We start from the raw sequence: 26,815 nt of genomic DNA, 5'->3' as shown, positions 1-26,815 counted from the left end.
CCCGCAAAGCTGCTATTTTATGGCGGCTGTGCGCGGGAGATCTTCGGATCTGCCGGTTTCTCTGTACCGGTTCGCCAACCTGCGTACAGCTGCCACCCTCTCGTTTGGCGACGACAGAGTGACGGCATTGGCTAATCAAACAGAGATCTTCAAATGAATCGATACATGCCTCTCACCGGAATTGACTTGATCCCGGCCTCCCTGCTTATCGACACCGAAGCACCACTCGACGTGCTGCAAGCCATGGCGGATTACCGTATTCGCACGGTCACGCAGGTGTTGGAAAACATCGCCTATCGCGCCGAGATTGGTTGCGACACGGTGGTTCTGTCGGACTTTTCCAAACTGCTGGTCATACCGTTGCGTGATGGCTGTGATTTGATGGACGTGATTGGTCGGCGGTTGCGGGCGCAGGTTGCGGGGTGAATGAAAACGGGCGGCCCTTTGGGTCGCCCGTTTTATGTCATGAACAATAGAAAAGCCCTTCTACGCGGCAGGTACACTCGTCACGGGAACACGCTGCTCAGGCAGGGTCACGTCGTAAACATGCTGCTCACAGCCCTCCCCCACAAACTGGAACTCCACCAAATAGACCTTGCTTCGTTCTGGCGTAAAGGTGCTCTTCAATGGACCGCAACGATAATTGCCGCCAGCACCCCTGCCATTCGAATACCCCGACACCTCAAAAGGCTTATCGGCATCGGCCTGTACTTCCAACTGCGGGAAGCGTTTAACCGTGGCGCTGTTGGCCACTTCGTTAAGTTTGGCAATCCAGCCGAACACCTTGCCCTGGCCCGAATCCACCACGGTCCCCAGCACTTCCATTCTTTGGTCAGTATCGGCTGCACGGCGGACCGAAAACTCGACTGGAAAGGTGTAGCCCGACGCTTTCATGATGACCTTGGCGTGCTGTGCATCAACAGCTACTGAATTTTGGCGCAGTTGAATGCCGTCTTTCAGCAGGCTGGGAGAGGAGTCCCTGACGTTGGAGTGGCAGGCGGGTAGTGTGAGGATCAGGGCCAGTGCTATTAATGCGGATCTTTTCATGTCTTGATGTCCTTATTAAGTGTACGTCGAGTGTAGAAAACGAGAACGGACAGTTTTCTTTTGGCTATCGCTTAACCCAGCAAATAACTCTGCATCTTTCCTTGCTACTACTCACCAGATCTCTCGCGCCGACTCATACTCCTTAACCACATCAGAAATTATCTCTGCGATTTGTTCTTTATCAACTATCACTTCAGAGACCTTAACCAATTCGAGACCAGCTATCGAATCACCCTCACTACGAAGACAGTTCAGATTAGCCCCTAGTATTCGTATTTTATTTTTATAACCCACAGCAAAAACAAAACACCCAAACTCTTCCAAATTATTTGATGAGGCGTGAAACCTATAATCTTCAACAAAACCTTCATCAACCTCAACGCCCAATCTGGCAGGCAACATACCTTCCAGCATCAACAGGAATGCGTTCTTGGCATCCATATGAAACAATTTCGAGTCATCAACTGGCTTAACCAAGGCGTTATCTGACTTCACACATTTAACATCACCTCCTAACGTAGCAACGCCCGCCACCTCAGGAAAAATTGCTGAATCAATAATAAAGTGAAACATTCCATTTTTGTAACTGCCGTTCTGGTTCCACTGAGGAATGTATTTCATCAAGATGGCAAAATTTATCGGGTCACCAAAAATCATTTAATTATCTCCAACTGCCTTTTATTCCTAACGCATCCTTAACACTTTGCGGAACATCGCCTTATTAAGATGTGCTCTCTCGTCGCCAGTGCTTCCTGCCCAATGCCAAGTGCCATCATTCGCATCGGTAAACTGATGGACGTTTCCATCTTCATCCTTTGCGTATCGTTTTTTTCCACCTGAAACCGATGTACCAAACAAATCTAGGGGAAAAAATGGAAAAAAGGGGACGGATTTATTTTCCGACTGACCTAAGCCAAACAAATAAATCCGTCCCCTTTTCTTTCAGCTCAACAATATCGCCGACATTCATTATCCCTTCCCTATCACAATGGCATTAACGCCTGTTGACATTGCGCCATCTAACCACCCTTGCTGAACACCTCTTGGCCCGACATACGGGTCTCGTGTCATATAGTAATTTATGTCATCAACCGACTGAACACTATCAACAATAATGAAGTGCTTTCCTTCCAAAAAATTGGACAGATTTATTTTTCGACTGGCCTAAGTCAAACAAATAAATCCGTCCCCTTTTCCTCAAATAACCATGATCATAGCTACTTCTTGATCCTCAAAGTCCTCCAAGTCCCCCCCCCCTCCACCGAGGATTACTCCACCAGACTTCTCATAAAACCACTCTTCCGCCTCATCATAAACCAGATCATAGAAAGAAGCGGCCACATCCATTCTCGAACCCAGTCGAGTACCGTCCGCCAAACAGCCTTGATATGAATATGTGAGTTTTTTATCCCCCAACACATCGAAGTAATCAAACATCCAGACAGAAACACTAGATACTTTTTTATCTAAAAATCCAACTACCAATGCTCTTGTCTCAGATGAAACCAGCTTCGACTCGGGAAACTGGCTGTACCATCCAGTAAGGGCAACGTCAGCAACAGTAAACTTAAAATATATTCGATCCTGCTGCTCATTAACTGCAAGCAAAAACAGCGGCGCCTCTGGAAACTTGTAGAGACCACTTACAAAATCAACACAATACACCTTGATCAAAGCCTTAAAATCTTCAAGATCAGAGCCTAACTTGATACCAGCCAACGTCATACCAGGAACTATAGGCGCATTCCAACTAAAGTTACTCATTTCAGCATCCACATATCGTTTTTATAAGTCAGACCTTGGCCTGCCGCATTATAAAACACTGTATTTTTTTCAAGGTTCGCTTCAAATACGCCGGCAGGATTAGCTTTATATTGTACCTTGTAGTTCAGAGGATCAATGACTTTCACTTTGGTACCATCCGCAAAGGTAAATTTATAATACTGACCGCCATGAGTGGACACATCACTTGCAGGACTAAACTGCACTTCTTTAATTAAAGGATGCCCTTCCACCGTAAATACTTGAGCATTTCCTGAGCTACCTGGACTAGGAGGTTTAGGCATAGTTTTCGCACCATCCATCTTGTACATTTGTACAAGATCATCCAGTGACGCCCCCCAAACTTGATCCAAGGATCGCGGAATACCCGCCTCAATTGCAAGTTTAAGCCTAAGAGAAAAAAGGGGACGGATTTATTTTCTGACTGACCTAAGCAAAACAAATAAATCTGTCCCCTTTTCTTTCGTCCCCTTTTCTTTCTTTTCTTTCAAATAAACAAGAGAGTAGCTATCTACCCCCCCAACATTACAACCCCATTCACACAGAATAGCGTTAGATCTTTAAGCCTAGACTTTCTAACATCTTAAAGAGCATCCCCTCAGCCAATCCCGATTCTTCAGGAGAAAGCAAAACATTAAAAATCTGCTCATCCAATACACAATCATAAACATCAGCCCCGACCCATCCCTTGGACCAGAACTCCACTCCTCCTACTTTGTTATCACCTTCAAACTCAACCCTTTCAAGATCACCGAAATCGCCTTCTAAAAACGCTGCATACTTGAAAGAATATCCTTTCATCAAAGGCTTAATACTTTCATCAAAATATTTAATGTTCATAACCAGCCTCACTTACCATCTACAATACGTATATTTTTCACACCGGGAAGCTGCACGCCACCTTGCTTATTAAGCAAAAATTGCTGCGAACTCATGGCATCAGGACCGATCATTTTGAACCACCCCTCTTTACCTCCTTGTAACAAACTATTCGCGGGAACATCGAACTCAACGTAAACAGAACCTTTCGGCGCCGCCCCCTTGAAATCCAAAGAGCCATTGATAGAAATAAAGGTTTGCCCGCCGCTGCCTTGAACTACGTTACCACTATTCTGCATCTGAGATAACTCGTTGGGTGACATCCACCGTCCGACACGAGTAGTTGCAACCCCATCAAACAAATAAATCCGTCCCCTTTTCTCGTCCCCTTTTCTCCTTTTTGCATCTACAAGTAATCTAGCCAGTCACCGGACTTAACATTCTGTCTCTTCTTTAGGAAATCCTCGTACCGAGCTTTATGTTTTTAAACATCACCCTCAATATCTATAGAAATAAAACCACGCCCTCTCTCCTCTACAGATAAAGCTGTTGGCTTAATCTTCATCGGCGAAAGCTCTATCAAGCCCCCTAAAACCTTAGACTTATGAAATATAAAGCTCTTTCCTCCGCCCAAGGGAAGGATTTCATCCATCACAGAAAACATTATTTCAGGGTTAGACATCTCAATTTTTTCACCATCTTCATAACTTTCTGAATAGTTCTCTGGCATGAGGAAAAGCTTATAATCAATAATAACCAGCCAGCCCTCTAGCTCAACAATATCACCGACATTCATTATCCCTCCCCTATCACAACGGCATTAACGCCTGTTGACATTGCGCCATCTAACCACCCTTGCTGAACACCTCTTGGCCCGACATACAGGTCTCGTGTCATATAGTAATTTACGTCATCAACAGACTGAACACTATCAACAATAATGAAGTGCTTTCCTTCCAAAAAATGGGACAGATTTATTTTTCGACTGGCCTAAGTCAAACAAATAAATCCGCCCCCTTTTCCTCTATATAAAACGCCATATAAGCCTTCTCAGTCACCCAATGGACTTTAGCGTCTCAAAAAAAAGGGACCGATTCATTTCCTGACCAGCACATCGACCAAACAAATAAACCCACCCCCTTTTTCACACTAACAGATTACTTTTTTACAGCAATCCAAACCAGATCATAGTTTGAATTAACACCAAATCTAACACCAAATGATTCATACACAGACTGAACGGCATTATCAGGTGAAAACAACAGTACAAAACACAGCTCACTCTCTTCCACAGTAAAATAACCAACCTCGTCTTTATATCTATCAATGGGCCAGCCATCAACATTCAATATCGGAATACCAGCGATGGAAACACCTCCCCAGTATTTAGATTCACTGAAGAGCGATTTTGGTTCTCCATAAGCAATAAGCCCAACCTTTGCCACGGCGCCACTTTTTCGATTGATTCCAACCTCTACCAATGAGCCGACAAAATCCCCAGTTCTCCAATAAAATGGAGCTGGAGGGAGCCTTTCGTTATCAAATTCCACATTAAGCAGCACATACTCACCAAACTCAATCCTCGTCGAGGAGGGCTCTTTGACACTGACGACCTTTAACATTTTCACCTCGACTTGTAGACGGCATGATATAGGGCTGGAAACTGATCAGCAGTTTTAGCAGGAGCAAACATCAGCTCCCATCCGTCAACATTAATCACTTCCCGATACTTCAGCCCAGCATTAGCTGCAGCTTCTACCGCAGCCTTAAGGCTACTAAGCTGTACTTGGCTTGCCAATCGTACAGCCTCAGGCGTGTAATTTTCCGCTTTATAGGCCGCATACTCAGCAATGTGTTTTGTAGCATTACCGTCAACCCATATTTTTTCGCCACTATCAAGACTAAATTCAAAAGATTGAGGAATCACCGAACCAGGGTGTAGCGGCCCCTCCGATTTGATCGAGTCCCAAACCGTACCAGTTTTACCTGTCCCAACTGGGATGTCAGGCACCTTCGTAGGGGGGACGTCCACTTTCGGCGGAACGACCGGCGGTTCAATCACCGGCACATCCGTATCCCGCAGGACGCCTTGGAGCTTGCTGATCTGAGTTTTCACAGCGTTAATATCAACCGATGCACCGATTTTCTTGACGGTGTTGACGGAGACATCGATCCCCATTCGCGAGAGCGTAAGTGCGCTGCTTGCTGAGCTGCTTCCTCCGCCAATCATCAGTTGTACAACCAGCGCCACCGCTTGGCCCATTTGCCTACCGAGATTCTCTGCGTTGTCATCGCCCCCCTCGACTACAGCCGTACCAATCTGATCAATTTGGGACTTGAACGCAGCAGCTACTTTTTCACCCAACAGCGCCTGGGCCTCATCGGAACCCGCAAATTCTTTAACGGCCTCCCAGCTCTGCGCCGGGTCGGTCAAGAGCGTAACGGCGCTATCCAAAGTGCCTAAACCTGCGCCTGCCATGCCGTCAGTGAATCCTTTCAGAACACCCGAGCCCGTCAGCAAATCCTGCCGCAATGAGGTGATCTGCCACTTTCCAGCGATTGCCAGTTTTTTGAGGACATTGGGTTCGGCATCAATCTCTTTTTTCGCCTGAACGTACTGCTGTGTCGCCAACCAGTTGTTATCCACATTCGCCGTGGCCGCATTGTTCGCGGTAGCCGCACCGTTAGGGTTACTCATGGCCGCAATACCGGTCACCAGGCTGGTGATGATGTTGCGTTTGGCTTCACGCTCTACAGCGGTTTCGTTCGGGTCGGAATCTGCAAACAGCCCTGCCAATACACTGGCGGCAGAACCACCCAAAGCACCAGCCGAGCAACTCTGATTACTGGCAGCAGCGCCGGCACAGCCGAGAATCGCATGCAACGCTGCGTGTTCAGGGCTGCCTTCCTTCAAACCCTTTTTCACCAGTTCGCCGATATACGCCGAGCCCTGTTGCTGGACGTAGTTGACCACCATGTTTTGCGCGAACTGGGCGCCGCTGCCGGCCACGTTGCCGCTGATACCTGCAACCAGGGCTGTCGCGATTTGCCGGTAGGTGCCTCCTGCCCCCCAGTTTTCGCCGATTGCCTTGATCTCTTGATTGAGCGCCTGATAATTCTCGAGGTGCTCTATCCGATCTGTTTCAGACAAGGTCGTATCATTCGATGCCGCCTTTTCCGCCTCGGCCTGACCTTTCTTCTGATCAATTTCCCGTGCACGACTATCGATGTACTGGGAAACGTTCTGCACAAACTTGCCAACGATCTCGAAGTCCACACCAATTTCTTGCGCATCGAAGATCGGCTTGAGTTTGTTGCTACCGTCACGATCGCTGGAAACATCAGTATTGATAGACGCAACGGCCTGTTCTGCCGTCTGTCCCGTCAACTCCTGTTGTTTGACTGTATTGGTGATGGTGACCGCTGCACCGCTGATACCGCTGTGGGTGGTGCTGCTGGAGCTGCCTCCGGCGTACAGCACGACCGGAGTGTTAACGCTTACCCCGCCGTTACTCGGTGCCTTGGGTCCATTTGGATTAGCTGTCGCGCTGGCATTGCCTTTGGCATCAAGACCGATGTCACCGCCATAGCCGCCGCTCAAGTTGACGCTGGTGGCGTCGTACTCAGCCTTGTTCTTGATGTCGGAGCTGGTCAGGGTGCCGGTGCTCAGGGTGTTTTTGCCATCAGCAACTGCTTTATCGGTGCTGGCGATGACTGCGCCCTTGAGGTCGGTATTACCGGCGACTTCGACCTGGAAGCCTCCGTTACCAGCCTTGATCCCCGATTGTTCGCTGACACTGGCGTAATCACTCTGCATATGTTGCGAAGCGACGCCGCCACTGATAGTGCTCGCACCGACACAGAACGGTGGAACACAGATACTGACACCGACGTTCGCGCTTTCTTGTTTGGAGGTGTAGGTGCTAGTGTCCTGCAGGCTCTCGATGTTCAGATCGCCGCCTACGTTGACCTTCACCTGGTCAGCGGAGACGACTGCGCCCTTGATGTTGGTGTCGCCACCACTCTCAAGTTTGACGCTGTTGCCACCCTTGATATACGTGTTGGTCTGGGTGACGTCGTCGCCATCAGCCATGCCGCGCCCGGCATTCGCCGCCAAGTCCAGGGTAAAGCCGTTTTGCGAACCGCCGAAGCTGAACCCAATCCCGGCATTCCAACCAGAATTGCCATTGGTGCTTTCCTGATGCGCGGTGTTTTGCGCTGAGAGCAGATTAATCTCACCGTCAGCCTTGAGACTGACATCGCCACCGCCCTCGATGCGACTTCCGACAACGTTGATATCACTGTTAGCGCCATCACCGGTGGCAACGACTTTTACATTACCGCCAGCCACTACATCACTGCCCACCACGTTGCGGCCGCTTTGACTGCTTTCGCTATGACTGCGGCTGTCACTGAGATTGACGCTGATCTTGATCCCGGTTGTCGGATCTTTCATCAATGCCTGACCCGCGTCCAAAGCCTGATTGGCACTCATCGCCGCATTCACCGCAGCCAACGCGACCATCCTGTCGTCACTGGTTTTCTGCGCCGCTTCGCCCATCTGCTGAATGCCACGCAAGGCATCAAGCAGCGGAATGCTCACCGTGCCGCCGATCGCCGTACGACTGGTACTGGCGGTTTTGCTGGACTCCATGGTGTCGAAACCGGCTTCGATATCGACATGCTTGGCGGTGATGTCGATATCACCCTTAGGCGCGACCAATTGACTGGCCGTCTGGGTGTAGTGATCACCCGCCGTCAGGCTGATATTGCCGCCCAACGATGCGATCTGGCTGCCCGACTGGCGGGTGGACGTGTATTCATCGGCTTCTTTGGTTTTGAGAATCCCTGTCGCGCCCTGCCACCAGGAAGTACCTATTTCACCGATTTTCTTGCTGCCGGATTTGGAGCTGGAGGTTTCAGTGTTTTCCGCACTGGTGATCTCCAGGTTACGACCGGCATTGATGCCGATGTCTTTGTCCGCCACCAGTGTGCTGCCTTCAACGGTTGTATCGCGGCCACTCTTGATCTGAATGCTGTTGCCGCTGATATCACTGCCGATGCTTTGGGTGGAGGTGGATTGCCCTTGCTGCGATTTTTGCGTGGAGGACAGCCAGCCCGTGACCGTCACACCGCCCTTGCTGGAGCTTTTCGACTGGGAAGAGGTTTGCGTTTCCTGGTCGGCACCGATCAGCACGTCATTACCGGCAGTGATCTTCACCGCTTCTTCAGCACGCAATGCAGCAGCCGTCAGCGAGATGTCGTTATCGGCTTTCAGTTCGATGTTTTTGGCGACCAGTTCAGTACTGTTCAAACGGGTCTGGGTGATTTCCGAGCTGCTGGACTTGCTGGAGGTCCAACCCTTCTTGGACGAGGCGCTGGCCTGACTGGCGTAGTCTTCGGCGGCATTGAGATTGATGTCGCCACCTGCAGTCGCGAGCAACGTTCCATCACTCGTCAGCTTGGCACCGGTGGCGTTGAAATCCTCGCCAGCGGAGATGACCAGTTTGTTCGTAGCCGACACACTCGAGCTGACGGAGACATCCGATTCGGTCTCGGTCATCGTCGATTTTTTCTTGCCGAATGAGCCCTTCTTGGTTTTCGTGTAATAGGAATAATCGACGTTGTCCGCCGTCTGCATGTTGACGTTATCGCCAGCAAACAGGTAAGCCTCATCCCCAGCACTCACCCTACTCGCGATCAGGTCCAGGTCCTTGCCGGCACTGAGGGTAATGTTGCCCCCCGCATTAACCGTCGTAGACACCTGCTGAACATGATCCTCCTGACTTACAAACTTCTTGTTCGCCCCATAGGCATGCTGTTCATCGGCCGCCGAAGACAACGTCAAATCACCAATCGCACTCATGCTCACATCGCGCTTGGCATCGATCTGACTGGCGATAGCGGTGATGTCACGACCGGCGTTGACGGTCAGGCTCTGGCCCGCATCGACGGTTGAGCCGTACTGGGTGACGGTTTCGTTGTGGTGCAGTCCGCGCTCGCCGTTGATGACCTGTTCGGCGGAAACGAGGTTGACGTCTCGACCGGCATTGATCGTGGTGTCGGCGCCACTTTTCAGCACACCACCGGTGTTGTTGAAGTCTTGTCCGGCCTTGATGGTCAGGTTATTCGCTGCTTCAACGCGGGCGGCGCTGTTGACGAAGTCAGTGCGCTCGCTGATGTTGCCCGTACCACTTTCATGGGTGGTGACGCTGCGTTCGTTGATCACGTCGCCGCGGGTGGCGGTGAGTGTGACGTCACGGCCGGCGATAATGCCGCCGGCCTTGTTGACTAGGTTGTTGCCCGCCAGCAGGTCGAGGCGATTGCCGGCCTCTACCAGACCGCTGTTGACCAGGTCGTTGCTGGCGGTGGCCGACAGGTTGTTGCTGGCGCGCAAGGTGCCGGCGTTGTTCAAGTCCTGGCCGGCGATCAGGGTTACGTCGTTGCCCTGGATCAGCGCGCCGTTGGCAGCCAGGCGATTGTTGGCGCTGGCCAGGTACAGCACCGGCACCAGTACTTGCTCGCCGTTCACCACGGCGTTTTCCATCCAGACAATATCGTGGGTCAGCGCCGCGACTTGTTCGGAGGTCAGGCTGACACCCAGGGACAGGTTGAGCTCCGTCTTGCTCGCGACGGCGTTGTTCATCAGGTACTTGAACAAGGCCTCATCGGAGGTCTGGCCGTCGATGAAACGCTGACCGGTTTTCGCCACGACCGCTTGCTGGATCAGGCGCTGTTCATAGAGGCCATCGCCCAGTCGCTTGGCGCTGTTGTCCGGGTCGTAACCGAGGTTGGACAGCAGATAATCCGAGCTCATGAACTGTTTGAGATCGGTCAGGACCGGGTTGGTTTCGATCAGATATTTTTGCGGATTGGACTGACCGCTGTTGCTCGGCAAACCTTGAACGCGGGTAATGGCCTGGGCTACGGCCGAGGTGATTTGCGTCGGGACGGGCGATGGATTTGCAGTGCCCAACGGTGGTTGAGAGGCCGGCAGTGCGCCAACAACCGCCGGTTGGCCGGCCAGGTTCGATCCGGTTACACCGCCGACAACCGTGGTAGCGGGCGCGCCGGAGGTGTGCCCCGGTACGTTGAAGCTGCCGGTGCTGGAGGGTGCAGTGACGTTGATGGCCGACGCACTAGCGTCGATACCCGCGCCCTGGCGGGCGTCAACGGCCAACTTAAGATCGGTCGCTGAAACCTGAGTGACATTCCCCAACTGAATGGTACGGGCCTGAACATCCGGCACAGCCTGGTCGCGTTGCGTCAGCGCCAGACTGGCGCCACCGAAGGTCCAGTTTTGCGCAGGGGCATTACCCGAAGAAGCCTGAGTACCGCTGCCGCCCTGCCCGCTCAGACGGAACAAGCCGTTTTGGCCGGTAGGCAAGCTGAAGCCGGGAAGCGCCAGCGGGTTGACCTGCTGCTGGGCCAGGTTGGGCGGGAGTTGCGAGTTGATATAGATCGGCGTCGAGTAGCCACTGCCCACGCCGGTGTCAGTTTTGCTATGACCCGCCGCCACGTAGGCGTAGTACGGACGCACCACGCTGTTGTTGATCGTCTGTGCGGCGTTGAGCAGGACGTTGCCACCCGCCTGGATCACGGCGTCGTAGGAACTGCCGGCGCTTTTCACGGTGGTTTTCGGCTGCTGGATGATGCCGCCGCCCAACAGGCTGATGAAATAACTCAGGTCAGCTTCGACGGTGGCCGAAGGAGACGGACTGTTCTTCTGATTGAATGCCGCGGCTGCCGGTATGACGCCAAAGATCTGCGTGACGTAGTTCCAGTAGGTGCGCGTGGTGACGATCTCCTGCTCTTGCAGGCCGGTGTTGTTGATCGTTCCAGCGTTGATCGTCATGTTGCCAGTGGCCGCAATGGTGCTACTGGTGTTGTTCAGGACCTGGGCGTTGATCAGCGTATCGCCGCCACTGGTGAAACTCGAGGCGGCACTGCTCGCGTTGACTTTGAGGCGATCGGTCTCGGCAATTTCCCAGAGCCCGTTACGCCGTCCGCCACTGCGGAAGTCGCACCCGGCAATCGGAATCAAATTGCAGTCGAGTTCCGTGATGACCACGGAGCTTTTCTCTTGCTGGGTGAATTGCAGAATGTCCCGCACGTTGTTCACGGTCAGGGCATTGATGGTCAGGTTTTGAGCGCTGTAGATGTCGCCGGAGCGGTTATCCACCAGGTCGGCTTTGCCGGTGCCTGGGTCACGGCCAATGAGCACGTTGCTCAGGCCGTAGACCTGGCCGTAATAGTTGGTAAAGCTTGACGCCAGCAGGCGCATGTCGCCGCCGCTGGTGATGAGCCCGTTATTGTTGACCAACGCGCCGGTCGTGAGGGTCAGGTCGTTACCCGCGCCAATGGTGCCGTAGTTGTTGATGGTGGCGGTGTTGACCGTCAGATTCCCGGCAGACGTCAACCGACCGATACTGTCCAGCGCGCCGCTGGCGTTGATCGTGGTGTTGCCACCGCCAGCGATGCTGGAAGTCACTTTATCAAGGCTGACTTGCCCGGCACTCAGTCCCAGGTTGCCCTGGCTGCTGATGCGGCCCGGCCCCCAGTAATGGGCGCTCAGACCCACATTCAAGCTGCCATCACTGGCAATCAGGCCTTCGTTGTACCAGTTGACGCCATTGCCGGTGAAGCTGTCGGAAGCCAGTAGTTGGCCGCTGGCGGACTGGCTCAGGTTGTTGACGTTGACGGTCAGGCGCCCGGCCTGGATCACGCCGGTGTTGTTCCAGGTGTCGGTGCTGATGGTCAGGCCGCCACGGGTGACGAGGGTGCCGCCGGCGTTGATGACGTTGGGGGTGGAGATGTCGAAGGTGCCGGTGCCGACGTGCAACAGACTGCCGCCAGCGTTGAGGAAATTGCCGGCGCCGAGGGTCAGGTCCGCGTTGGCGGTTTCCAGGGTGCCGTTGCGGTTGTCGAACAGGCCGCCAATCTGGAAGTTGGTTTTGCCGCTGGTGCTCAGGGCGCGCAGTTGGCCGGTCTGGTTGTCGAGGCTGGCAGCCTTGATCGCCAGGGTGCTGTCACTTTCGATGATGCCCAGGCGGTTGTTCAGCGCGCCGCTCAGGTTGAGGTCGATTTGCTGACCGGCGATCTGGCCATCGTTGTCGCCACTGTTATCAAAGTTGTTGCCGGTGACGTTGATCTTGCCCTTGGCATACAGGCCGCCATTGCGGTTATCGAAGTTAGCGGTGGAGATGATCGCATCGCCGTTTTGCGCCGAGATGCGCCCACCGTAGTTGTCGATGCCGCCCAGTGCAGTCAGGTTCAGGCGTTGGGCCTGGGTGACGCCACCCTGGCGGTTGTTGTTCAGGTCATAGCCGTTTTTCAGCACACCGGTCAGGTGTGCGTTGAACGCCGCTTGCAGGCTGGAGAGCACGCCGCCACGGTTGTCGACGTTGCCAGCGTTGAGGGTCAGGTCGCCGGCCTTGGCGATGATCCAGCCACTCTGGTTATCGACGTCGCCGCCAGTGGTGAGGGTCAGCGCACCTTGGCTTTGCAGGGTGCCCTTGGCGTTGGCGAGGCTGGCGGCCTGGATGTTCAGATCGCCATTCTGGCTGTAGATCAAGCCGTCGGCGCTGTTCTGCACGGCGCCCGGGGTGGTGATGGTCAGCAGATCATTGGCCGCGACGGTGCCGCGATTGCGGTTGTCCAGGCCGCCGGTCAGCAGTGTCATCAAGCCCTGGCTCGCCAGTTGGCCGCCCTGGTTATTGATCTGGGTGACATGCTGCACCCGCAACGGTCCGGCGCTGGCCAGTTTGCCGTTGGTGTTGGTCAGCGCACCGAGCAAGTCGAGGGTCACGGCCCCGTTGCCGACCAGGTTGCCACCGGTGTTGTCCAGGGTGGTGCCGGTGACGCTCAGGTCCTGCTGAGCGCTGAGGGAGCCACCCGCGTTACCCAACGTGATGGCCTGCATCGCCAGGGTTGCGCCGCTGTCGATCAAACCGCCCTGGGCGTTGTTCAGCAGACCGCTGAGGGTCAGGGTTTGAGCGCCACCGGTGGAAAGAACACCACCGTTACTGTTATCCAGGTTTGCGGCGTTGACGCTGAGGTTTTTCAGGCTGACCAGTGCCCCGGCGCCGCTGTTGAGCAGGTCACCGCTCAAGGTCACGCCGAGGTTGCCACTTTTGCTCGAGAGCGTGCCGTTGTTACGGTTATCGAGGCTGCCAGCGTTGACATCCAGGCCCTGCCAGCCGGAGAGCAAACCGTTCTGGTTGAGCAGATTGCCGGCGTTCAGGCTCAGCAAATTGCTGCTGATCAGCTTGCCACCGCTGTTATCGAAGGTGCGCCCGGCCAGGGTAAAGCTCTGGTTGCTGGAGACTTCGCCGACGCGGTTGTTCAGGTCACGCAAGCGACTGATGGTCAGTGGCCCTTGGGTGGTGATCAAGCCGTTGTTGTTGCTCAGATCACCGCCGTTCAAATCAAGCGTGATACCGGCATCGCTCAACAAGCGGCCGCCGTTCTGGGTCAATGCATTCAGCTTCAGGTCGATAGCACCTTTGGCCGATACCTCGCCACCATTGCTCGAATCCAGGCTATTGGCGCTCAGGCTCAAAGCACCCAGGCTGCTCTTGATCAGGCCATTGGCGCTGTTGTCCAGCGCTGTCGTGTTGATCGTCAGCGCTGTGCCGCCGAGTATCTGACCGTTGTGGTTATCGAGATTGGCAGAGTCGATGTTCAACGCCTGTGTCGCATTGATCAGGCCGTCGCTTTTGTTGGTCAACAAACCATTGACGCCCAGCTTGAGGTCGCCACGGCTGTTGAGGGTGCCGCCACTGTTATCCAGCGTGCTGGCGTTGGCGTCGAGGCTGGCGGCGGCGATGACGCCCTTGACGTTATTCAGCGCCTGAGCGATTCGCAGGGTGATGCTCTGATTACTCAGCAGCTTGCCGCTGTTGCTGTTGTCGAGGTTGTTTGCTGCCAGGGTGAAGGCTTGAGCGCTGGAAATTTCGCCGTTCTGGTTGAGGACATCCGTCAGGTTTTTCAGCACCAGAATCGGTGCATTGATCACACCGCCCTGGTTGTTCAACAGGCCACTATTGAGGTCCAGATTGAGGCTGGCATTACTGAACAACCGACCACCCTGCTGATCCAGGCTGCTGACGTTTGCCGTCAAGGCGCCGGTGCTGCCGATCTGGCCCATATCCTGGTTGGTGACGGCGCCTGCTTTCAGGTTCAGGGTGCTGCCGCTGTTCAGTTTGCCGGTATGGCTGTTGTCAAATGCACCGGTGATGACGCTGACAGCGCCCATGCCGCTGATGGTGCCTTGCAGCCGGTTATCGAGGCTGCCGCTCTGCAGGTTGAGGTTGGCATCGGTGACCAGTCGCCCACCCTGGTTGCTGATCGTGCCGACGCTGGTGATGCTTAAATCGCCCCCGCTGGACAAGCTGCCACCGGCGTTGAACAGCAGACCCACGCGAACGTTTTGTGTGCCTTCACTGCTGAACAGACCGAGGCTGTTCTCCAGCGTACCGACCAGGCCAACGTCGATGTTCTGCTCGCTGCGCAAGATGCCGCTGGTGTTATCCAGTGCGGTGCCCGTGACGTTCAGACCGGTCTTGCCCGAGAGCCGACCTTTGGTGCGATTGAGGATTTGATCGACCGTCAGCGCCAGGGTGTTTTGGGCAAGGATTCTGCCGCTGTCACTGTTGTCCAGTTGTTGGCCGACCAGGCTCAAGTCGCCTTGAGTGGAGAGCTCGCCACCCCGGTTGTCGATGCTGCCAACCTTGATGTCCAGTGCGCCCGTCGCGCCGACCAGGCCATTCAAGCGGTTGTCCAGGCTATTGCCGGTCAGGCTCAGATTGCCTTGGGCGACCAGTTGCCCGCCCTGTTGTTGCAAGTTGCCGATGTTGGCCGTGATGTCTTTTTTGCCGGCGATCTGGCCGAGACTGTTGTCCGTCGTCGCGGCGCTGAGGAGCAAATTGCCGTCGGCGATCAACGTACCGTTGTGGTTGCTGAAGGCGTTGTCGACGACCAGATTCAGGCTGTCGCGGCTGCTGAGCATGCCGTCGGTGTTGTCCAGGCTGGCGCTGTGGGCATCCAGCGCGGCGGCGGAAATGATGCCCTTGATGTTGGTCATCGCCTGCGCCAGGCGCAGGGTCAGGGCCTGATTGCTGAGCAGCTTGCCGCCGCTGTTGTCGAGCGTGCGCGCATCGAGGGTGAACGCTTGGGCGCTGGAGATTTCGCCGTTCTGGTTGGCGACGCCGTTGAGGTTTTTCAGCAACAACGCGCCGGGGGAATTGATCAAGCCACCCTGGTTATTCAACTGGCCGTGGTTCAGGTCGAGGCTTACTGACGTGTTGCTGAACAGCTCGCCGCCCTGTTGATCGAGGCCGTTGACCGCAGCGGTCAACGCCATGGCACTGGCAATGCGGCCAGTGTCCTGGTTGGTGACTTGGCCAGCGGTCAGGTCGAGGGTGTTGGCACTGGTCAGGCGCCCGCCGTGACTGTTGTCGAAATCACCGGTGGTGACACGGGTCGCACCTTTGCCGGACAGCAAACCTTTGTTGCGGTTATCGAAGCTGGCGCTGTTAAGGGTCAGCCCGGTATTCGTGGTGATCGAACCGCCCTGGTTATTCAGCGCGCCCGTGGTGACAACGTTAAGCGCGGTCGCGCTGGACAGGCTGCCTTGCGCGTTGTTCAGGCTGGCGGCGTTGACCGTCAGGGTGCCTTCGCTACTGAGCAGGCCGGCACTGTTGTCGAGATCGCCGGTCAGGTTGACGGCGAGGTCATTCTGCCCGGCAATCGTGCCACCGGCATTGTCCAGGCGGGTGCCGTCGAGACGCAGTGTGTTGCCGAACAGCAGGCCTTTGTTTTGATTGATCAGGTGTGCGACAGCCAGGCCCAATGCGGTGCCGGCCAGTACTTTGCCGCCGTCACTGTTGTCCAGTTGCTGGCCGTTGATGCCGATATCGACCTGGCTGGAGATCTCGCCAGCACGGTTGTCGATATTGCCGACATTGAGTTTCAGCGCTTTTGTAGCCGCTACCAAACCGCCGTGGCTGTTATCCAGCGACGTACCGGTGAGGGTCAAAGTACCCTGGGCAACCAGCTCGCCATCTTGCTGGGTGAATGCGTCGATGTTGGCGATCAGGTCGCTCTGGCTGGCGATGCGCCCGGTGTTGTTGAGCACCACGCCGGCTTGCAGTTGCACCAGGCCCACGGCGCTGAGCAAGCCGCCCTGGTTATCCAGGCGCTGGCCGGTAAAACCGATGCCGGCCTTGCTGCTGAGTAACCCTTGCTGGCGGTTGTCCAGCTGATCGACGAAGAGTTGCAGGTCCTTGTCGGCGCGAATGACGCCGCCACGGTTGTCCGCCGTGGTCGTGCGCAGGGTCAGCAGATTCAGACCCGAAAGACGACCACCGCGGTTGTCCAGGCTCTGGCTCTGGATGTTCATCAAGCCTTTGGCCTGCACGCTGCCGCCGCCCTGGTTGTCCAGCAACCCGGCGAGGGAAACGTCGAGGTTGCCGTCAGTCACCAGACTGCCGGCCTGACGGTTATCGAGGCTCCCGGCGTTGAGGCTCAAGCCTTGTCCAGCCCCCAGCGTACCGGCCTGATTATCCACGGCGCCGCTGATGGCCAGGCTCAGGCGCTTGTCGGCCATCACCTGGCCGCCGGCGTTGCCCAGGCTCATGGCGTTGATCGTGCTGTTGCCGGCGCTGGTCAACTCGCCGTTCTGATTAAGCAGTGCGCCACTCACTTGCAGGTTCAGATCGGCATCGCTGCTGAGGCTGGCGTCGGTGTTGTCGAGGCTGGCAGCGCGCAGATCCACGCCGGTGCCGGAGATCAAACCCCGGACGTTGGCCAGCGCCTGATCGATGCGTACCGTCAGCGCTTGACCGCTGACCAGTTTGCCATCGGTGTTGTCGAGGTTTTGCGCGGCCAGCGTGAAAGCATGGGCGCTGGAGATTTCACCGCCCGTGTTGTCGACGGTGTTGAGGTTTTTCAACAGCAACTGGCCCGGGGCGGTGATCAGACCGCCACGGTTATTCAGGTGACCGTGGCTCAGGTCCAGGCTGACATCCGTGTTGCTGAACAATTGACCGCCAGCATGCTGGTCGAGACCGGTAACGGTCGCGGTCAATGCCATGGCGCTGGCGATACGCCCGGCGAGGCTGTTGTCCACTTGACTGGCGGTGAGCTGAAGGGTGCCGGTACTCGTCAGTCGGCCGCCCTGTTGGTTGGCAAAAGCACCTGTCTTGAGCACCACGCCTTTACCGGCGATGCGACCTTGCTGGCTGTTGTCCAGGCTGCCGCTGGTCAGCGTCAGGCCGGCGTCGGTGAGCAACGCACCGCCCTGATTGGCAATGGCGCCGTCACTGTTGACGGTCAAGTTGCCGAGGCTGGAAACATTGCCGCCATTGTTGCCCAGGCTGCCGCTGCGCACGGTGAGGGTGCCGTCGCCGCGCAACGTGCCTTGGGTGTTGTTCAGTTGATTGGCCAGGGTCAGGCCGAGATTGCGCTTGGCGTACACGCTGCCGGCGCCGCTGTTGTCCAGTTGCGTGGCGTTGAGTTGCACGTCGCGCTGCCCGGAGATCACACCCTTGAGCTGATTCTTCAGGGTATCGAGGGTCAGAGTTACGTCGCCGTTCGCCAACAGTCGGCCGTTGCCGCTGTTGTCCGCCTGGCTGCCGTTCAACGTCAGATTGCCCAGGGTGGAGATTTCACCGTTGCGGTTATCCAGCGTTGGCGCGGTCAGGAGCAGGTCGCCGCCCGCATTGAACAGCCCGGCCTGATTGAGCAGTTGCCCGGCAATTTGCGCGGTGAGCGCGCCTGCACTGAGCACTTTGCCTTGCTGACGGTTGTCCAGCGTGCCCGCCACGTTCAGGCCCAATGTGCCCTGGCTGACCACCGAACCTTGCTGGCTGTTATCCAGCGCACCGGCGCTGATCTGCAAATCGCGCTGGGCCAGCACGCGCCCACCCTGGTTGTTCAACAGGCCACTGGCGCTGATGCTCAGGCTCTGCCCGGCACCAATCAAACCCGCTACGTTATCCAGCGACGCGACCCGCAGCGTGCTGACGGCCGAACTGGACAGCTCGCCGCCGCTGTTGATCAGGCTCCCGGCATTGACATCGAGATTGCCGACACTGGTGATCAAGCCACCCTGGGCGTTCAACAACTGATTGGCGGTGACGGCTAGATTGCCCTGGCTCAGCACCCGACCTTTCTGGCGGTTATCCAAGGTTGCGGCGGTAATTTGTGCGCCGCTCTGGCCGTTCAATGTGCCGCCCTGGTTGGTCAGGGTCTGTGTCGTATTGATCGACAGATTACGGCTGGCGATCAGGCTGCCGGTGTTGTTGAGGTTCTGTGCCGTGACACTGATATCGCCCGTGGTGTTGCGGCTGTTATCGGCGTTGACGCCGGCTTCGATCAGCGCCTGATTGCTCATCTGCCCGCCGCTGGAAAGGCTGATGCCATCCCGTGCCGCGAGGTTCTGTTGAACGTTGAGATCACCCGAGGTGGTGACCGCAACGCGGGTGCCGGCATACACCGGCCCGGTGGCGTTGAGGCTGGCGGCATTCACATTGACCGCGCCGCTGGCGGCGGTCTGGGCCATGCTCAGTTGACCGTTGACGTCGAGCTGAATATCGCCACCGCTGGCCGCCATGTTGCCGGCCAGTTTGACCCCGACCCCGGCCTCGGTTCCGACCAGTTTGATCGCCCCGGCGTACATGCCGCCCAAGGCTGAAGAGTCGATCGCCAGTTCCGGTTTGACGCTGCCGTCGTCGGCGCGGGCGGTGGCGCTGAGGTTGTCAGCGTTGACGTCGTTGCGACCGGCGACGATGGTCAGGTTGTTGGCCTGGATCTGGGCGTTGATCTTCGCGCTGCGGGTGATGATTTCGAAGCGGTCGACGTTGTTGGCGTTAAGCCCGGCGCCATCGATGGAGACGCTGCCCTGATCGACCTGAAAGCGCTCCAGCCGACCTGCACCATCCAGCACTGGCTTGCCGGTGGTCAGAGTGACGCGCGGGGTGTTGATGAAGCCGCAACCGTTGCAACTGATGCCATACGGGTTGGCGACGATCACGCGGGCCGACTGCCCCGCCACTTCGGTGTAGCCGCGCAACTGGCTCGGGCTCCCGCCGACCACTTCGTTGAGAATGGTTTGCGCCGCAGCCCGGTTGATCAGGTTGGGGTTACCAACAATGATCCCGCCCAATTGCGTCGTGCCGGTCTGAGCATTGACGTTGTTGAGGATCACACCCTGGGTGCCGACGTTGTAGTCGTGGAACTGGTTATGCGACAGGCCAGTGCCGTTAGGCGTGGCGATGTTGACGATCGGCACACCGTTGCCGGCCTGCCCCAGACCGGTCGCCGGGTTGGCCACCACAATCCCTTCGGCCTGGGCCCACATCGGCTGCCAGAACATGACGTTGGCCAGCAGGAACGCCAACCCGCGCTTGGGCATGCCCCAGAAGTGCTCGCGGGTTTTCACGACCGCAGAAGGCTGGCGCGCGAGGAAGGCGTATTGGCGAACGTCCATGTCGGAGGTCTCGAAAAGGCGTAATTAAAGAAAGAAATCCAGGCGGAAATAGATCGGCGCTTCGCGCTCGCTCAGTGCATCCGGGCGTTCCAGGGAATGGGCAAACGTCACGCTGGCGGCCAGGTGCTGGCCACGGGCGAACAGCTCCACCGAGTTGCTGGACAAACGCCCGTGCTGATCGCCGTTGTAGCGATTGGCGCTGATCACGCCCTGGTCGTAACCGAGGCTGGTGCCGTATTCGGCGAACACCGGGCGCAGCCATTCGAGGCTGACCGGACGGCTCCAGCGCAGCTCATTGCGCCAATAGCCGCCGCTGTCGCCGGACAAGGATTGATCCTTGTAACCACGAATCGACGATTGCCCGCCGAGGCTGGTGCGTTGCGGGCTGAACAGCACATCTTCGCTGTGCTGGCCGGTCATCAGGCTGCTGAAACTGAACGACTCGCCCCACACCTTGAACGGTTGCAGGTAACTCACGGTGGCGGTGTATTTGCGGTAGCGTGCGTCTGGCTCGCCGGGGCCCGGATGCCCGTTGCCCTGGGCGTCCAGCAGGCCGATGCCTTGCTGCATACCCAGGTCAAGGTTGACGAACGCACCACCGATCCGCCGACCGTGGTTGAAACCCAATTGCGCTTCGCTGATGCGATTGCTGCTCAGCGCCAGCTTGCTGTCTTCGATGAAGTTGTTGGTGCGCAGGTGCGACAGACCGGTGCTGAGGGAGGTCTTGCTCACGGCATCGCGATGGATCACCCGCTCGACGCGCAACTGATGGTTTTCGCTGTCGCCGGTCTGCTTGAAATCGAAGCCGTTGGATTGCGCCTGCGAGCGGTATTCGCTCTGGCTGTAGGTGTAGGTGAAGTTCCACCAACCCCAGGGCAGGTTGTAGTTGAGCATCGCGTTGTTCGACGTGTGCTGGTGATCGGTCATCGCATCGTGACCGCCGCGCAGATTCAACTGATCCGCCAAACCCAGTGGGCTATCCCAATCAAACGTGGTGCCCCACTGCTGCTCGCCGGTGCTGCGCTGGCCTTCGTTGCTGCGGGACAAGCCAGCACGCCAGGGCGTTTGCGGGGTGTTCTTGACCAACACTTCACTGCCACCAACGTTCTTGCCCGGGGACAATTCCATCTGCGCCTGATTCGACGGCAAGCGGTTCAACTGATCGACCATTTGCTCGATTTCCCGCAGGTTGACCAACTCCCCAGCCTTACCCGGAAATGCCATGGCCAACTCACGATCCGACAGCTTGCTGCCATCGGCGCCTTTCAACCCTTCCAGCTTGCCCTCGACCACCAACACCTTCAGGTGCCCGGTGGACAAGTCCTGCTGCGGCAAGTAGGCACGGCTGGTGACCAGGCCTTTTTCCAGGTAATGGTCGGTGATGACCTTAAGCAGTTCGTTGAGCTGCGTGACGCCCAGGCACTGGTCGATAAACGGCTTGAGCAGTCGCGCTTTCTCGCCTTCAGAGAGACTGTCCGCGCCGCTGAGTTCGATGTCCTTGATCGCGAAGCAACGGGTATCAACGGGGGTCTGCGGCGGCGTTGGCTTGGCTTCCTTGCCCGGCAAGTCCTTGAGCTCTTCGAGCCGACGGCGTTGCTCGTCGATGAGCCGATCCTGGCGTTCACGGATCAGGTCGGTATCACCAGGAGTGGGGGCAGCGTAAGCAGGATTTAGCGGAGAAAGGCACAGCAAAGCCAGGCACAACCTCGCCACGAGGGCGGGTGGGTACATGTTCATTCCCTTGAATTGGAAGGTGATAGCACAATAGTGGCGCGATACTATATAGCCACTATTCTGACGTCAATTAATGGCTATCTCCGCGATAAAAAGTCGACGAACGGTAGTGTCTACAGCAGTGGCTCAAGAATTTGGCCTTGGTCACACCGGGTGAACTTTCATCCCTACACAGTCTCAACCGATTAACCGCTCGACACGGAAACCGAGGCCTGACTCATGAAAACCCTGCTGAAACTGACCCTCGCCGCCACCCTCGCCTGCGCCCTCCCCGCGTGGGCTTGCACACCTGAAGAAGCCACCTTCAAGCGCGAGCAATTGGCCAAGGAAGTGGCCAAGCTCACCGAGCAGAATCCGAAGAAGGCCAAGGAGATCAACGATGAGTTGCAGAAGATGGATCTGGGCACGGCCAGCGCGGATTTGCCAGACAAGTGCCAGTTGATTGATCAGCGGTTGAAGGAGTTGGACGCGGCGGATAAGAAGGCTGAGGGTTAAGGGCAAGATCAAAGGACCGCAGCCTTCGGCACGCCTGCATCTTTAGAAGCCGCCGAAGGTTGTGACCTTTCGACCTGGAGTTTGCATTAGTGCATTTAATTATTTGCACAAACGCATATCCACACCTAAGGTTACCTCGAGCCCGGATCGAAGCGGCCATCAAACATGGCAAAACGCATACGCCGATCGCTCGGCAACACCGCTACACACCTACTAGCTGGACGCTAGTTTTCACTCATGGAGGATTGAAAAATGTTAACCACTGAAGCAACGCAATTCACCGGCGAAACACTGCCAAGGTGCCTGGCAAGTCATCTGCTTGACCCTCACTTGGTCGAGATCGAAGCCTCGGCACAGGTCAACGCATTGGCCGCCGCCAGCCTCAACTTCACAATGCAGAAACAAACCCAGACCAACTGGTGCTGGGCAGCGGCTTCCGCCTCGGTCGGCAACTATTACGGCACCGGGTCCTGGACCCAATGCGGTGTGGCCACTGCTGCGCTGGACCGCAACTGCTGCAATCAGCCGGGGCCGTGCAACGTGTATGGCTACCTGGATACCGCCCTGCGCATCACCCGCAGTTTCAACGGCATGAATCAGGGTTCGCTGCAGATGTCGGCCATCCAGAACCAGATCAACATGGGCCGACCGGTCTGCCTGCGTTGCGCCTGGTACGGCGGCGGTGCGCACTTCCTGGCGATCTATGGCACCAACGGCAACTACGTGTTGATCGCGGATTCCATCTACGGTTACTCGACCCGCGCGTTGAACTCGTTCCCCGGTTCGTACAACGGCGGCGGCAACTGGACCAACACTTATTTCACCGTGAAAAACTAGGAGGGCGACATCATGCAACTGACTTATCCAAAGGCGCCTTCCAACGGCGTACAGACCTTGCGCCCGGCCCTGCAAGCCGCGCTGCAAACCCAGGGCTTCGGCATTAATCGGCAATTTGCCAACGCCACGGCCAACAAGATCAGCCTCAGCGAAGCCTATCGCGGTTACTCGCTCAGTCTGGAGGACGTGAGCCAGGGCAAAGGCCTGAAGGACGCCAAGCTCGGCGATTGGCATTACCTGGTGTTTTCCGATGGCGTGACGATTGCCGATGCGCAACTGGCCGACGTCCGTGGTCATGTCGAGTTCTCCTCGCTGAACCACGGGGCCATGGCCGCCGCGACGGTCGGGGCGCTGAAACTGGCGGAACAGTCGCCGCAATTGCAGGGTAAAACCGCGGAACTGCGGGTGCTGTTTGTCTCGGCCATTCACCTGGTCGCAATCTGGCTGCATGCCGACGGTGAAGACGTGCTGATCCCGATTGAGCCGACTCCCAAGGAATTGGCGGTGACTCAGGTGTACAGCGAAGCGGCACTACTCGCGTTGCTGAAACCGGCGGCGAATCAGGCCAAGCAACGCTTTGATGCGGACACCAGTGGGCTGTTGGGGAGCTGACAAACCCTGGACATAAAAAAACCCGGACACTGTCCGGGTTTTTTATTGGTCGCTACACGGCTTTATTCAGCAGCCGGCGCTTCCGGCTTGCGGCGCTTGAGCGGCGCCATGCCGTCCTTGCTGACCAGCGACAGGGCGTCGGTCTTCGGGCGGTTGGCGATTTTGCGTTTGGTCGGTGCCTTGGCGCCGGTTTTCTTCTTGTCGCCTTTGGCGTCGACTTTTTTCTTCTTCACGCCAACGGCTTTGCCCGAGGCCTTGACCTTTTTCGGTCCGCCGTAGGTGCCTTTGACTTCCTTGATGGTGCGACGCTCGAAGCTCTGCTTGAGGTAGCGCTCGACGCTCGACATCAGGTTCCAGTCGCCGTGGCAGATCAGCGAGATGGCCAGGCCATCGTTGCCGGCACGCCCGGTACGACCGATACGGTGCACGTATTCGTCGCCGCTGCGTGGCATGTCGAAGTTGATCACCAGGTCCAGGCCTTCCACGTCGAGGCCGCGAGCGGCAACGTCGGTGGCCACGAGGATTTTCACGCCGCCCTGCTTCAGGCGGTCGATCGCCAGTTTGCGGTCCTTCTGGTCCTTGTCACCGTGCAGCACGAACGCTTTGTATTCCTGCGCCACCAGACGGCCGTAGATACGGTCGGCCATGGCCCGGGTGTTGGTGAACACGATGGCCTTCTGGTAGGTCTCGTTGGCCAGCAGCCAGTTCACGATCTGTTCTTTGTGCTGGTTGTGGTCAGCGGTGATGATCTGCTGACGGGTGGTCGCGTTCAGGTCGCTGACGTTGTTGAGCTGCAAGTGCTCGGGGTTGTTCAGGACCTTGGCCACCATGTCGCGCAAGCCCGAACCACCGGTGGTGGCGGAGAACAGCATGGTCTGCTGGCGGTTGGTGCACTCTGCCACCAGACGCTGCACGTCTTCGGCAAAACCCATATCGAGCATGCGGTCGGCTTCGTCGAGCACCAGCACTTCGACTTCTTTCAAGTCGAGGTTGCCGGCGTTCAGTTGCTCGATCATCCGGCCCGGCGTACCGATCAGGATGTCCGGCACCTTGCGCAGCATGGCGGCCTGGACCTTGAAGTCTTCACCGCCAGTGATCAGGCCGGACTTGATGAACGTGTACTGGGCGAAGCGCTCGACTTCCTTGATGGTCTGCTGGGCCAACTCGCGGGTTGGCAGCAGGATCAGGGTCTTGATGCTGACGCGGACTTTGGCCGGGCCGATCAGACGGTTGAGGATCGGCAAAACGAAAGCAGCGGTTTTGCCGCTGCCGGTTTGCGCAGTCACCCGCAGGTCACGCCCTTGGAGCGCCAGCGGAATAGCCGCTGCTTGCACAGGCGTTGGCTCGACAAATTTAAGCTCGGCCACGGCTTTGAGCAGGCGTTCGTGCAGGGCGAATTGGGAAAACACGGGTGCTACCTCGAAGAAATACAAAAAAACAGCTGCATAGGGTAACGGTTTCGAGCGCCGAGGCCGAGTTTCTTTATGCAAACGACAGTAAACAGTGGCTTTTTTGTTGCCTGAAATGTCTCCAAACGTCATCCGCAGCGTCTTAAATGCTCTAATCGCCCCGACGCAACCTACAGAAGAATCGTTTTCGCCCATGGATATCAAACAGCTCTGGCTCAATGCCCAAGACCTTTGGGGCGCCCTCGACCAGCACCCGCTCCTGCATTCCAGCCTGGCGCTGATCCTGCTATTAGTCGTGGCGCTGGTCCTCGGACGAGTGGCGCGCTACCTCATTCTGCACGCGACCAAAATGCTCGGCCGCCAACCGGCGCTGCACTGGGTCAACGACTTGCGGCACAACAAGGTCTTCCATCGGCTGGCGCAAATGACACCGTCGCTGGTGATCCAGTTCGGCCTGTACCTGGTGCCGGAACTGAGCAAAACCAGCCGAATCTTCCTCGGCAACGTCGCGCTGTCATTCACCATTCTGTTCCTTCTATTGGCAGCCAGCGCCCTGCTCAGTGCCCTGCTGGACATCTACGCCCGCACCGAACACGCCCGCACGCGCTCGATCAAAGGCTACGTGCAACTGACGAAAATGGTCTTGTACGTGCTGGGCACGATCATCATCGTCGCCACGTTGATCGACCGCTCGCCGCTGTTGCTGCTGTCGGGTCTTGGTGCCATGTCGGCGGTGATTCTGTTGGTCTACAAGGACACGCTGCTGTCGTTCGTCGCCAGTGTGCAACTCACCAGCAACGACATGCTGCGGGTCGGTGACTGGATCGAAATGCCGCAAGTCGGCGCCGACGGTGACGTGGTGGACATCACCCTGCACACGGTCAAGGTGCAGAATTTCGACAAGACGATCGTGTCGATCCCAACCTGGCGCCTGATGTCCGAGTCGTTCAAGAACTGGCGTGGCATGCAGCAATCCGGTGGACGCCGGATCAAGCGCAGCCTGTTCATCGACGCCAGCGGCGTGCGCTTTGTGCGCGATGACGAAGAGGCGAAACTGGCCCAAGTGCACCTGCTGACCGACTACATCGGCCGCAAGCAGGCCGAACTCAAGGCCTGGAATGAAGCCCAGGGCAACGTCGCGGCGATGTCGGCCAACCGCCGGCGCATGACCAACATCGGCACCTTCCGCGCCTATGCATTGGCCTATCTGAAAAGCCACCCGGAGATCCAGCCGAACATGACCTGCATGGTCCGCCAGATGCAGACCACCGCCCAGGGCATCCCGCTGGAAATCTACTGCTTCACCCGCACCACCGCGTGGGCCGATTACGAGCGGATCCAGGGCGATATTTTCGATTACCTGCTGGCGGTGCTGCCGGAATTTGGCTTGAGCCTGTATCAGCAGCCGAGTGGCGGGGACTTGCGCTCGGGGTTGTTTCCGGCGGTGCTCGGCGCGAGCCACATTCCTGAGCCAGAAAAACACATCATGTAACCCCACAAATCCCCTGTAGGAGCGAGGCTTGCCCGCGAAGGCGGAGTGTCAGTCGACATTAATGTTGAATGACACTCCGCCTTCGCGGGCAAGCCT

The 26,815-nt window shown here is 56.8% G+C and carries 16 protein-coding genes; 5 read left to right on the top strand and 11 right to left on the bottom strand.

Translation table 11 applies throughout. From position 1 onward, the window contains the following. The first annotated feature begins 153 nt into the window (after nucleotides 1–153). Entirely contained in the window at nucleotides 154–426 is a 273-nt protein-coding gene (locus tag BK665_RS13930; protein WP_123406379.1) for a hypothetical protein, read from the top strand. Between the two features lie 60 nt (nucleotides 427–486). Here BK665_RS13930 and BK665_RS13925 read toward each other — a convergent pair whose 3' ends face one another. From BK665_RS13925 to BK665_RS13875, 10 genes are all read right to left on the bottom strand, one after another. Then, the gene (locus BK665_RS13925; RefSeq protein WP_123406377.1) at nucleotides 487–1,047 is read right to left on the bottom strand and encodes a hypothetical protein; all 561 of its coding nucleotides are present in this window, start codon (nucleotides 1,045–1,047) and stop codon (nucleotides 487–489) included. 111 nt (nucleotides 1,048–1,158) lie between these two features. Next, nucleotides 1,159–1,704 carry an immunity 42 family protein gene (locus tag BK665_RS13920; protein ID WP_123406374.1) on the bottom strand — a complete coding sequence of 182 codons (546 nt, stop codon included), beginning with the start codon at nucleotides 1,702–1,704 and terminating at the stop codon, nucleotides 1,159–1,161. A gap of 540 nt (nucleotides 1,705–2,244) precedes the next feature. Then, the gene (locus BK665_RS13910; protein ID WP_148053224.1) at nucleotides 2,245–2,811 is read right to left on the bottom strand and encodes a hypothetical protein; all 567 of its coding nucleotides are present in this window, start codon (nucleotides 2,809–2,811) and stop codon (nucleotides 2,245–2,247) included. Beyond that, nucleotides 2,808–3,140 (bottom strand): hypothetical protein, encoded by a 333-nt coding sequence (locus BK665_RS34285; RefSeq protein WP_148053223.1) that lies wholly within the window; start codon nucleotides 3,138–3,140, stop codon nucleotides 2,808–2,810. The genes BK665_RS13910 and BK665_RS34285 overlap by 4 nt, the downstream gene beginning before the upstream one ends. A gap of 241 nt (nucleotides 3,141–3,381) precedes the next feature. Beyond that, nucleotides 3,382–3,669, bottom strand: coding sequence for a hypothetical protein (locus tag BK665_RS13900; protein WP_123406366.1), 288 nt, complete (start codon nucleotides 3,667–3,669; stop codon nucleotides 3,382–3,384). Between the two features lie 8 nt (nucleotides 3,670–3,677). Beyond that, nucleotides 3,678–4,010 (bottom strand): TreTu family toxin, encoded by a 333-nt coding sequence (locus BK665_RS13895; protein WP_446033151.1) that lies wholly within the window; start codon nucleotides 4,008–4,010, stop codon nucleotides 3,678–3,680. A gap of 122 nt (nucleotides 4,011–4,132) precedes the next feature. Further along, nucleotides 4,133–4,444 carry a hypothetical protein gene (locus BK665_RS13890; RefSeq protein WP_123406362.1) on the bottom strand — a complete coding sequence of 104 codons (312 nt, stop codon included), beginning with the start codon at nucleotides 4,442–4,444 and terminating at the stop codon, nucleotides 4,133–4,135. 361 nt (nucleotides 4,445–4,805) lie between these two features. After that, nucleotides 4,806–5,270, bottom strand: coding sequence for a hypothetical protein (locus tag BK665_RS13885; protein ID WP_123406360.1), 465 nt, complete (start codon nucleotides 5,268–5,270; stop codon nucleotides 4,806–4,808). 2 nt (nucleotides 5,271–5,272) lie between these two features. Continuing rightward, complete coding sequence (locus BK665_RS13880) at nucleotides 5,273–20,140, bottom strand: hemagglutinin repeat-containing protein (RefSeq protein WP_123406357.1); 14,868 nt, start codon at nucleotides 20,138–20,140, stop codon at nucleotides 5,273–5,275. Nucleotides 20,141–20,164: 24 nt separating this feature from the next. Continuing rightward, nucleotides 20,165–21,871 (bottom strand): ShlB/FhaC/HecB family hemolysin secretion/activation protein, encoded by a 1,707-nt coding sequence (locus BK665_RS13875; protein ID WP_123406355.1) that lies wholly within the window; start codon nucleotides 21,869–21,871, stop codon nucleotides 20,165–20,167. 222 nt (nucleotides 21,872–22,093) lie between these two features. Here BK665_RS13875 and BK665_RS13870 point away from each other — a divergent pair, with 222 nt between their 5' ends. The 3 genes from BK665_RS13870 to BK665_RS13860 all read left to right on the top strand — a co-directional run bounded on the left by BK665_RS13870 (nucleotide 22,094) and on the right by BK665_RS13860 (nucleotide 23,818). Next, nucleotides 22,094–22,369: a hypothetical protein gene (locus BK665_RS13870; protein WP_123406353.1), complete on the top strand. Its 276-nt coding sequence runs from the start codon at nucleotides 22,094–22,096 to the stop codon at nucleotides 22,367–22,369. 252 nt (nucleotides 22,370–22,621) lie between these two features. Further along, a complete protein-coding gene (locus BK665_RS13865) occupies nucleotides 22,622–23,206 on the top strand; it encodes a papain-like cysteine protease family protein (protein ID WP_123406351.1) in 585 nt (194 codons plus the stop codon). 12 nt (nucleotides 23,207–23,218) lie between these two features. Further along, complete coding sequence (locus BK665_RS13860) at nucleotides 23,219–23,818, top strand: hypothetical protein (RefSeq protein ID WP_123406349.1); 600 nt, start codon at nucleotides 23,219–23,221, stop codon at nucleotides 23,816–23,818. A gap of 62 nt (nucleotides 23,819–23,880) precedes the next feature. Here the strand turns inward: BK665_RS13860 and BK665_RS13855 are convergent, their stop codons facing one another. Then, nucleotides 23,881–25,227 (bottom strand): DEAD/DEAH box helicase, encoded by a 1,347-nt coding sequence (locus BK665_RS13855; RefSeq protein WP_123406347.1) that lies wholly within the window; start codon nucleotides 25,225–25,227, stop codon nucleotides 23,881–23,883. Nucleotides 25,228–25,420: 193 nt separating this feature from the next. Here BK665_RS13855 and BK665_RS13850 point away from each other — a divergent pair, with 193 nt between their 5' ends. Then, complete coding sequence (locus tag BK665_RS13850) at nucleotides 25,421–26,719, top strand: mechanosensitive ion channel family protein (protein WP_123406345.1); 1,299 nt, start codon at nucleotides 25,421–25,423, stop codon at nucleotides 26,717–26,719. Nucleotides 26,720–26,815 lie beyond the last annotated feature (96 nt).

Source organism: Pseudomonas frederiksbergensis (assembly GCF_003732665.1).
GTDB classification, from domain to species: domain Bacteria; phylum Pseudomonadota; class Gammaproteobacteria; order Pseudomonadales; family Pseudomonadaceae; genus Aquipseudomonas; species Aquipseudomonas frederiksbergensis_G.
This window is presented reverse-complemented; position numbering and strand designations above follow the sequence as displayed.

What these genes read in the sequence shown, in the direction of transcription:
- BK665_RS13930 (WP_123406379.1), top strand. Translation starts at nt 154, where the DNA reads ATGAATCGATACATGCCTCTCACCGGAATTGACTTGATCCCGGCCTCC.
- BK665_RS13925 (WP_123406377.1), bottom strand. Translation starts at nt 1,047, where the DNA reads ATGAAAAGATCCGCATTAATAGCACTGGCCCTGATCCTCACACTACCC.
- BK665_RS13920 (WP_123406374.1), bottom strand. Translation starts at nt 1,704, where the DNA reads ATGATTTTTGGTGACCCGATAAATTTTGCCATCTTGATGAAATACATT.
- BK665_RS13910 (WP_148053224.1), bottom strand. Translation starts at nt 2,811, where the DNA reads ATGAGTAACTTTAGTTGGAATGCGCCTATAGTTCCTGGTATGACGTTG.
- BK665_RS34285 (WP_148053223.1), bottom strand. Translation starts at nt 3,140, where the DNA reads ATGTACAAGATGGATGGTGCGAAAACTATGCCTAAACCTCCTAGTCCA.
- BK665_RS13900 (WP_123406366.1), bottom strand. Translation starts at nt 3,669, where the DNA reads ATGAACATTAAATATTTTGATGAAAGTATTAAGCCTTTGATGAAAGGA.
- BK665_RS13890 (WP_123406362.1), bottom strand. Translation starts at nt 4,444, where the DNA reads ATGAATGTCGGTGATATTGTTGAGCTAGAGGGCTGGCTGGTTATTATT.
- BK665_RS13885 (WP_123406360.1), bottom strand. Translation starts at nt 5,270, where the DNA reads ATGTTAAAGGTCGTCAGTGTCAAAGAGCCCTCCTCGACGAGGATTGAG.
- BK665_RS13880 (WP_123406357.1), bottom strand. Translation starts at nt 20,140, where the DNA reads ATGGACGTTCGCCAATACGCCTTCCTCGCGCGCCAGCCTTCTGCGGTC.
- BK665_RS13875 (WP_123406355.1), bottom strand. Translation starts at nt 21,871, where the DNA reads ATGTACCCACCCGCCCTCGTGGCGAGGTTGTGCCTGGCTTTGCTGTGC.
- BK665_RS13870 (WP_123406353.1), top strand. Translation starts at nt 22,094, where the DNA reads ATGAAAACCCTGCTGAAACTGACCCTCGCCGCCACCCTCGCCTGCGCC.
- BK665_RS13865 (WP_123406351.1), top strand. Translation starts at nt 22,622, where the DNA reads ATGTTAACCACTGAAGCAACGCAATTCACCGGCGAAACACTGCCAAGG.
- BK665_RS13860 (WP_123406349.1), top strand. Translation starts at nt 23,219, where the DNA reads ATGCAACTGACTTATCCAAAGGCGCCTTCCAACGGCGTACAGACCTTG.
- BK665_RS13850 (WP_123406345.1), top strand. Translation starts at nt 25,421, where the DNA reads ATGGATATCAAACAGCTCTGGCTCAATGCCCAAGACCTTTGGGGCGCC.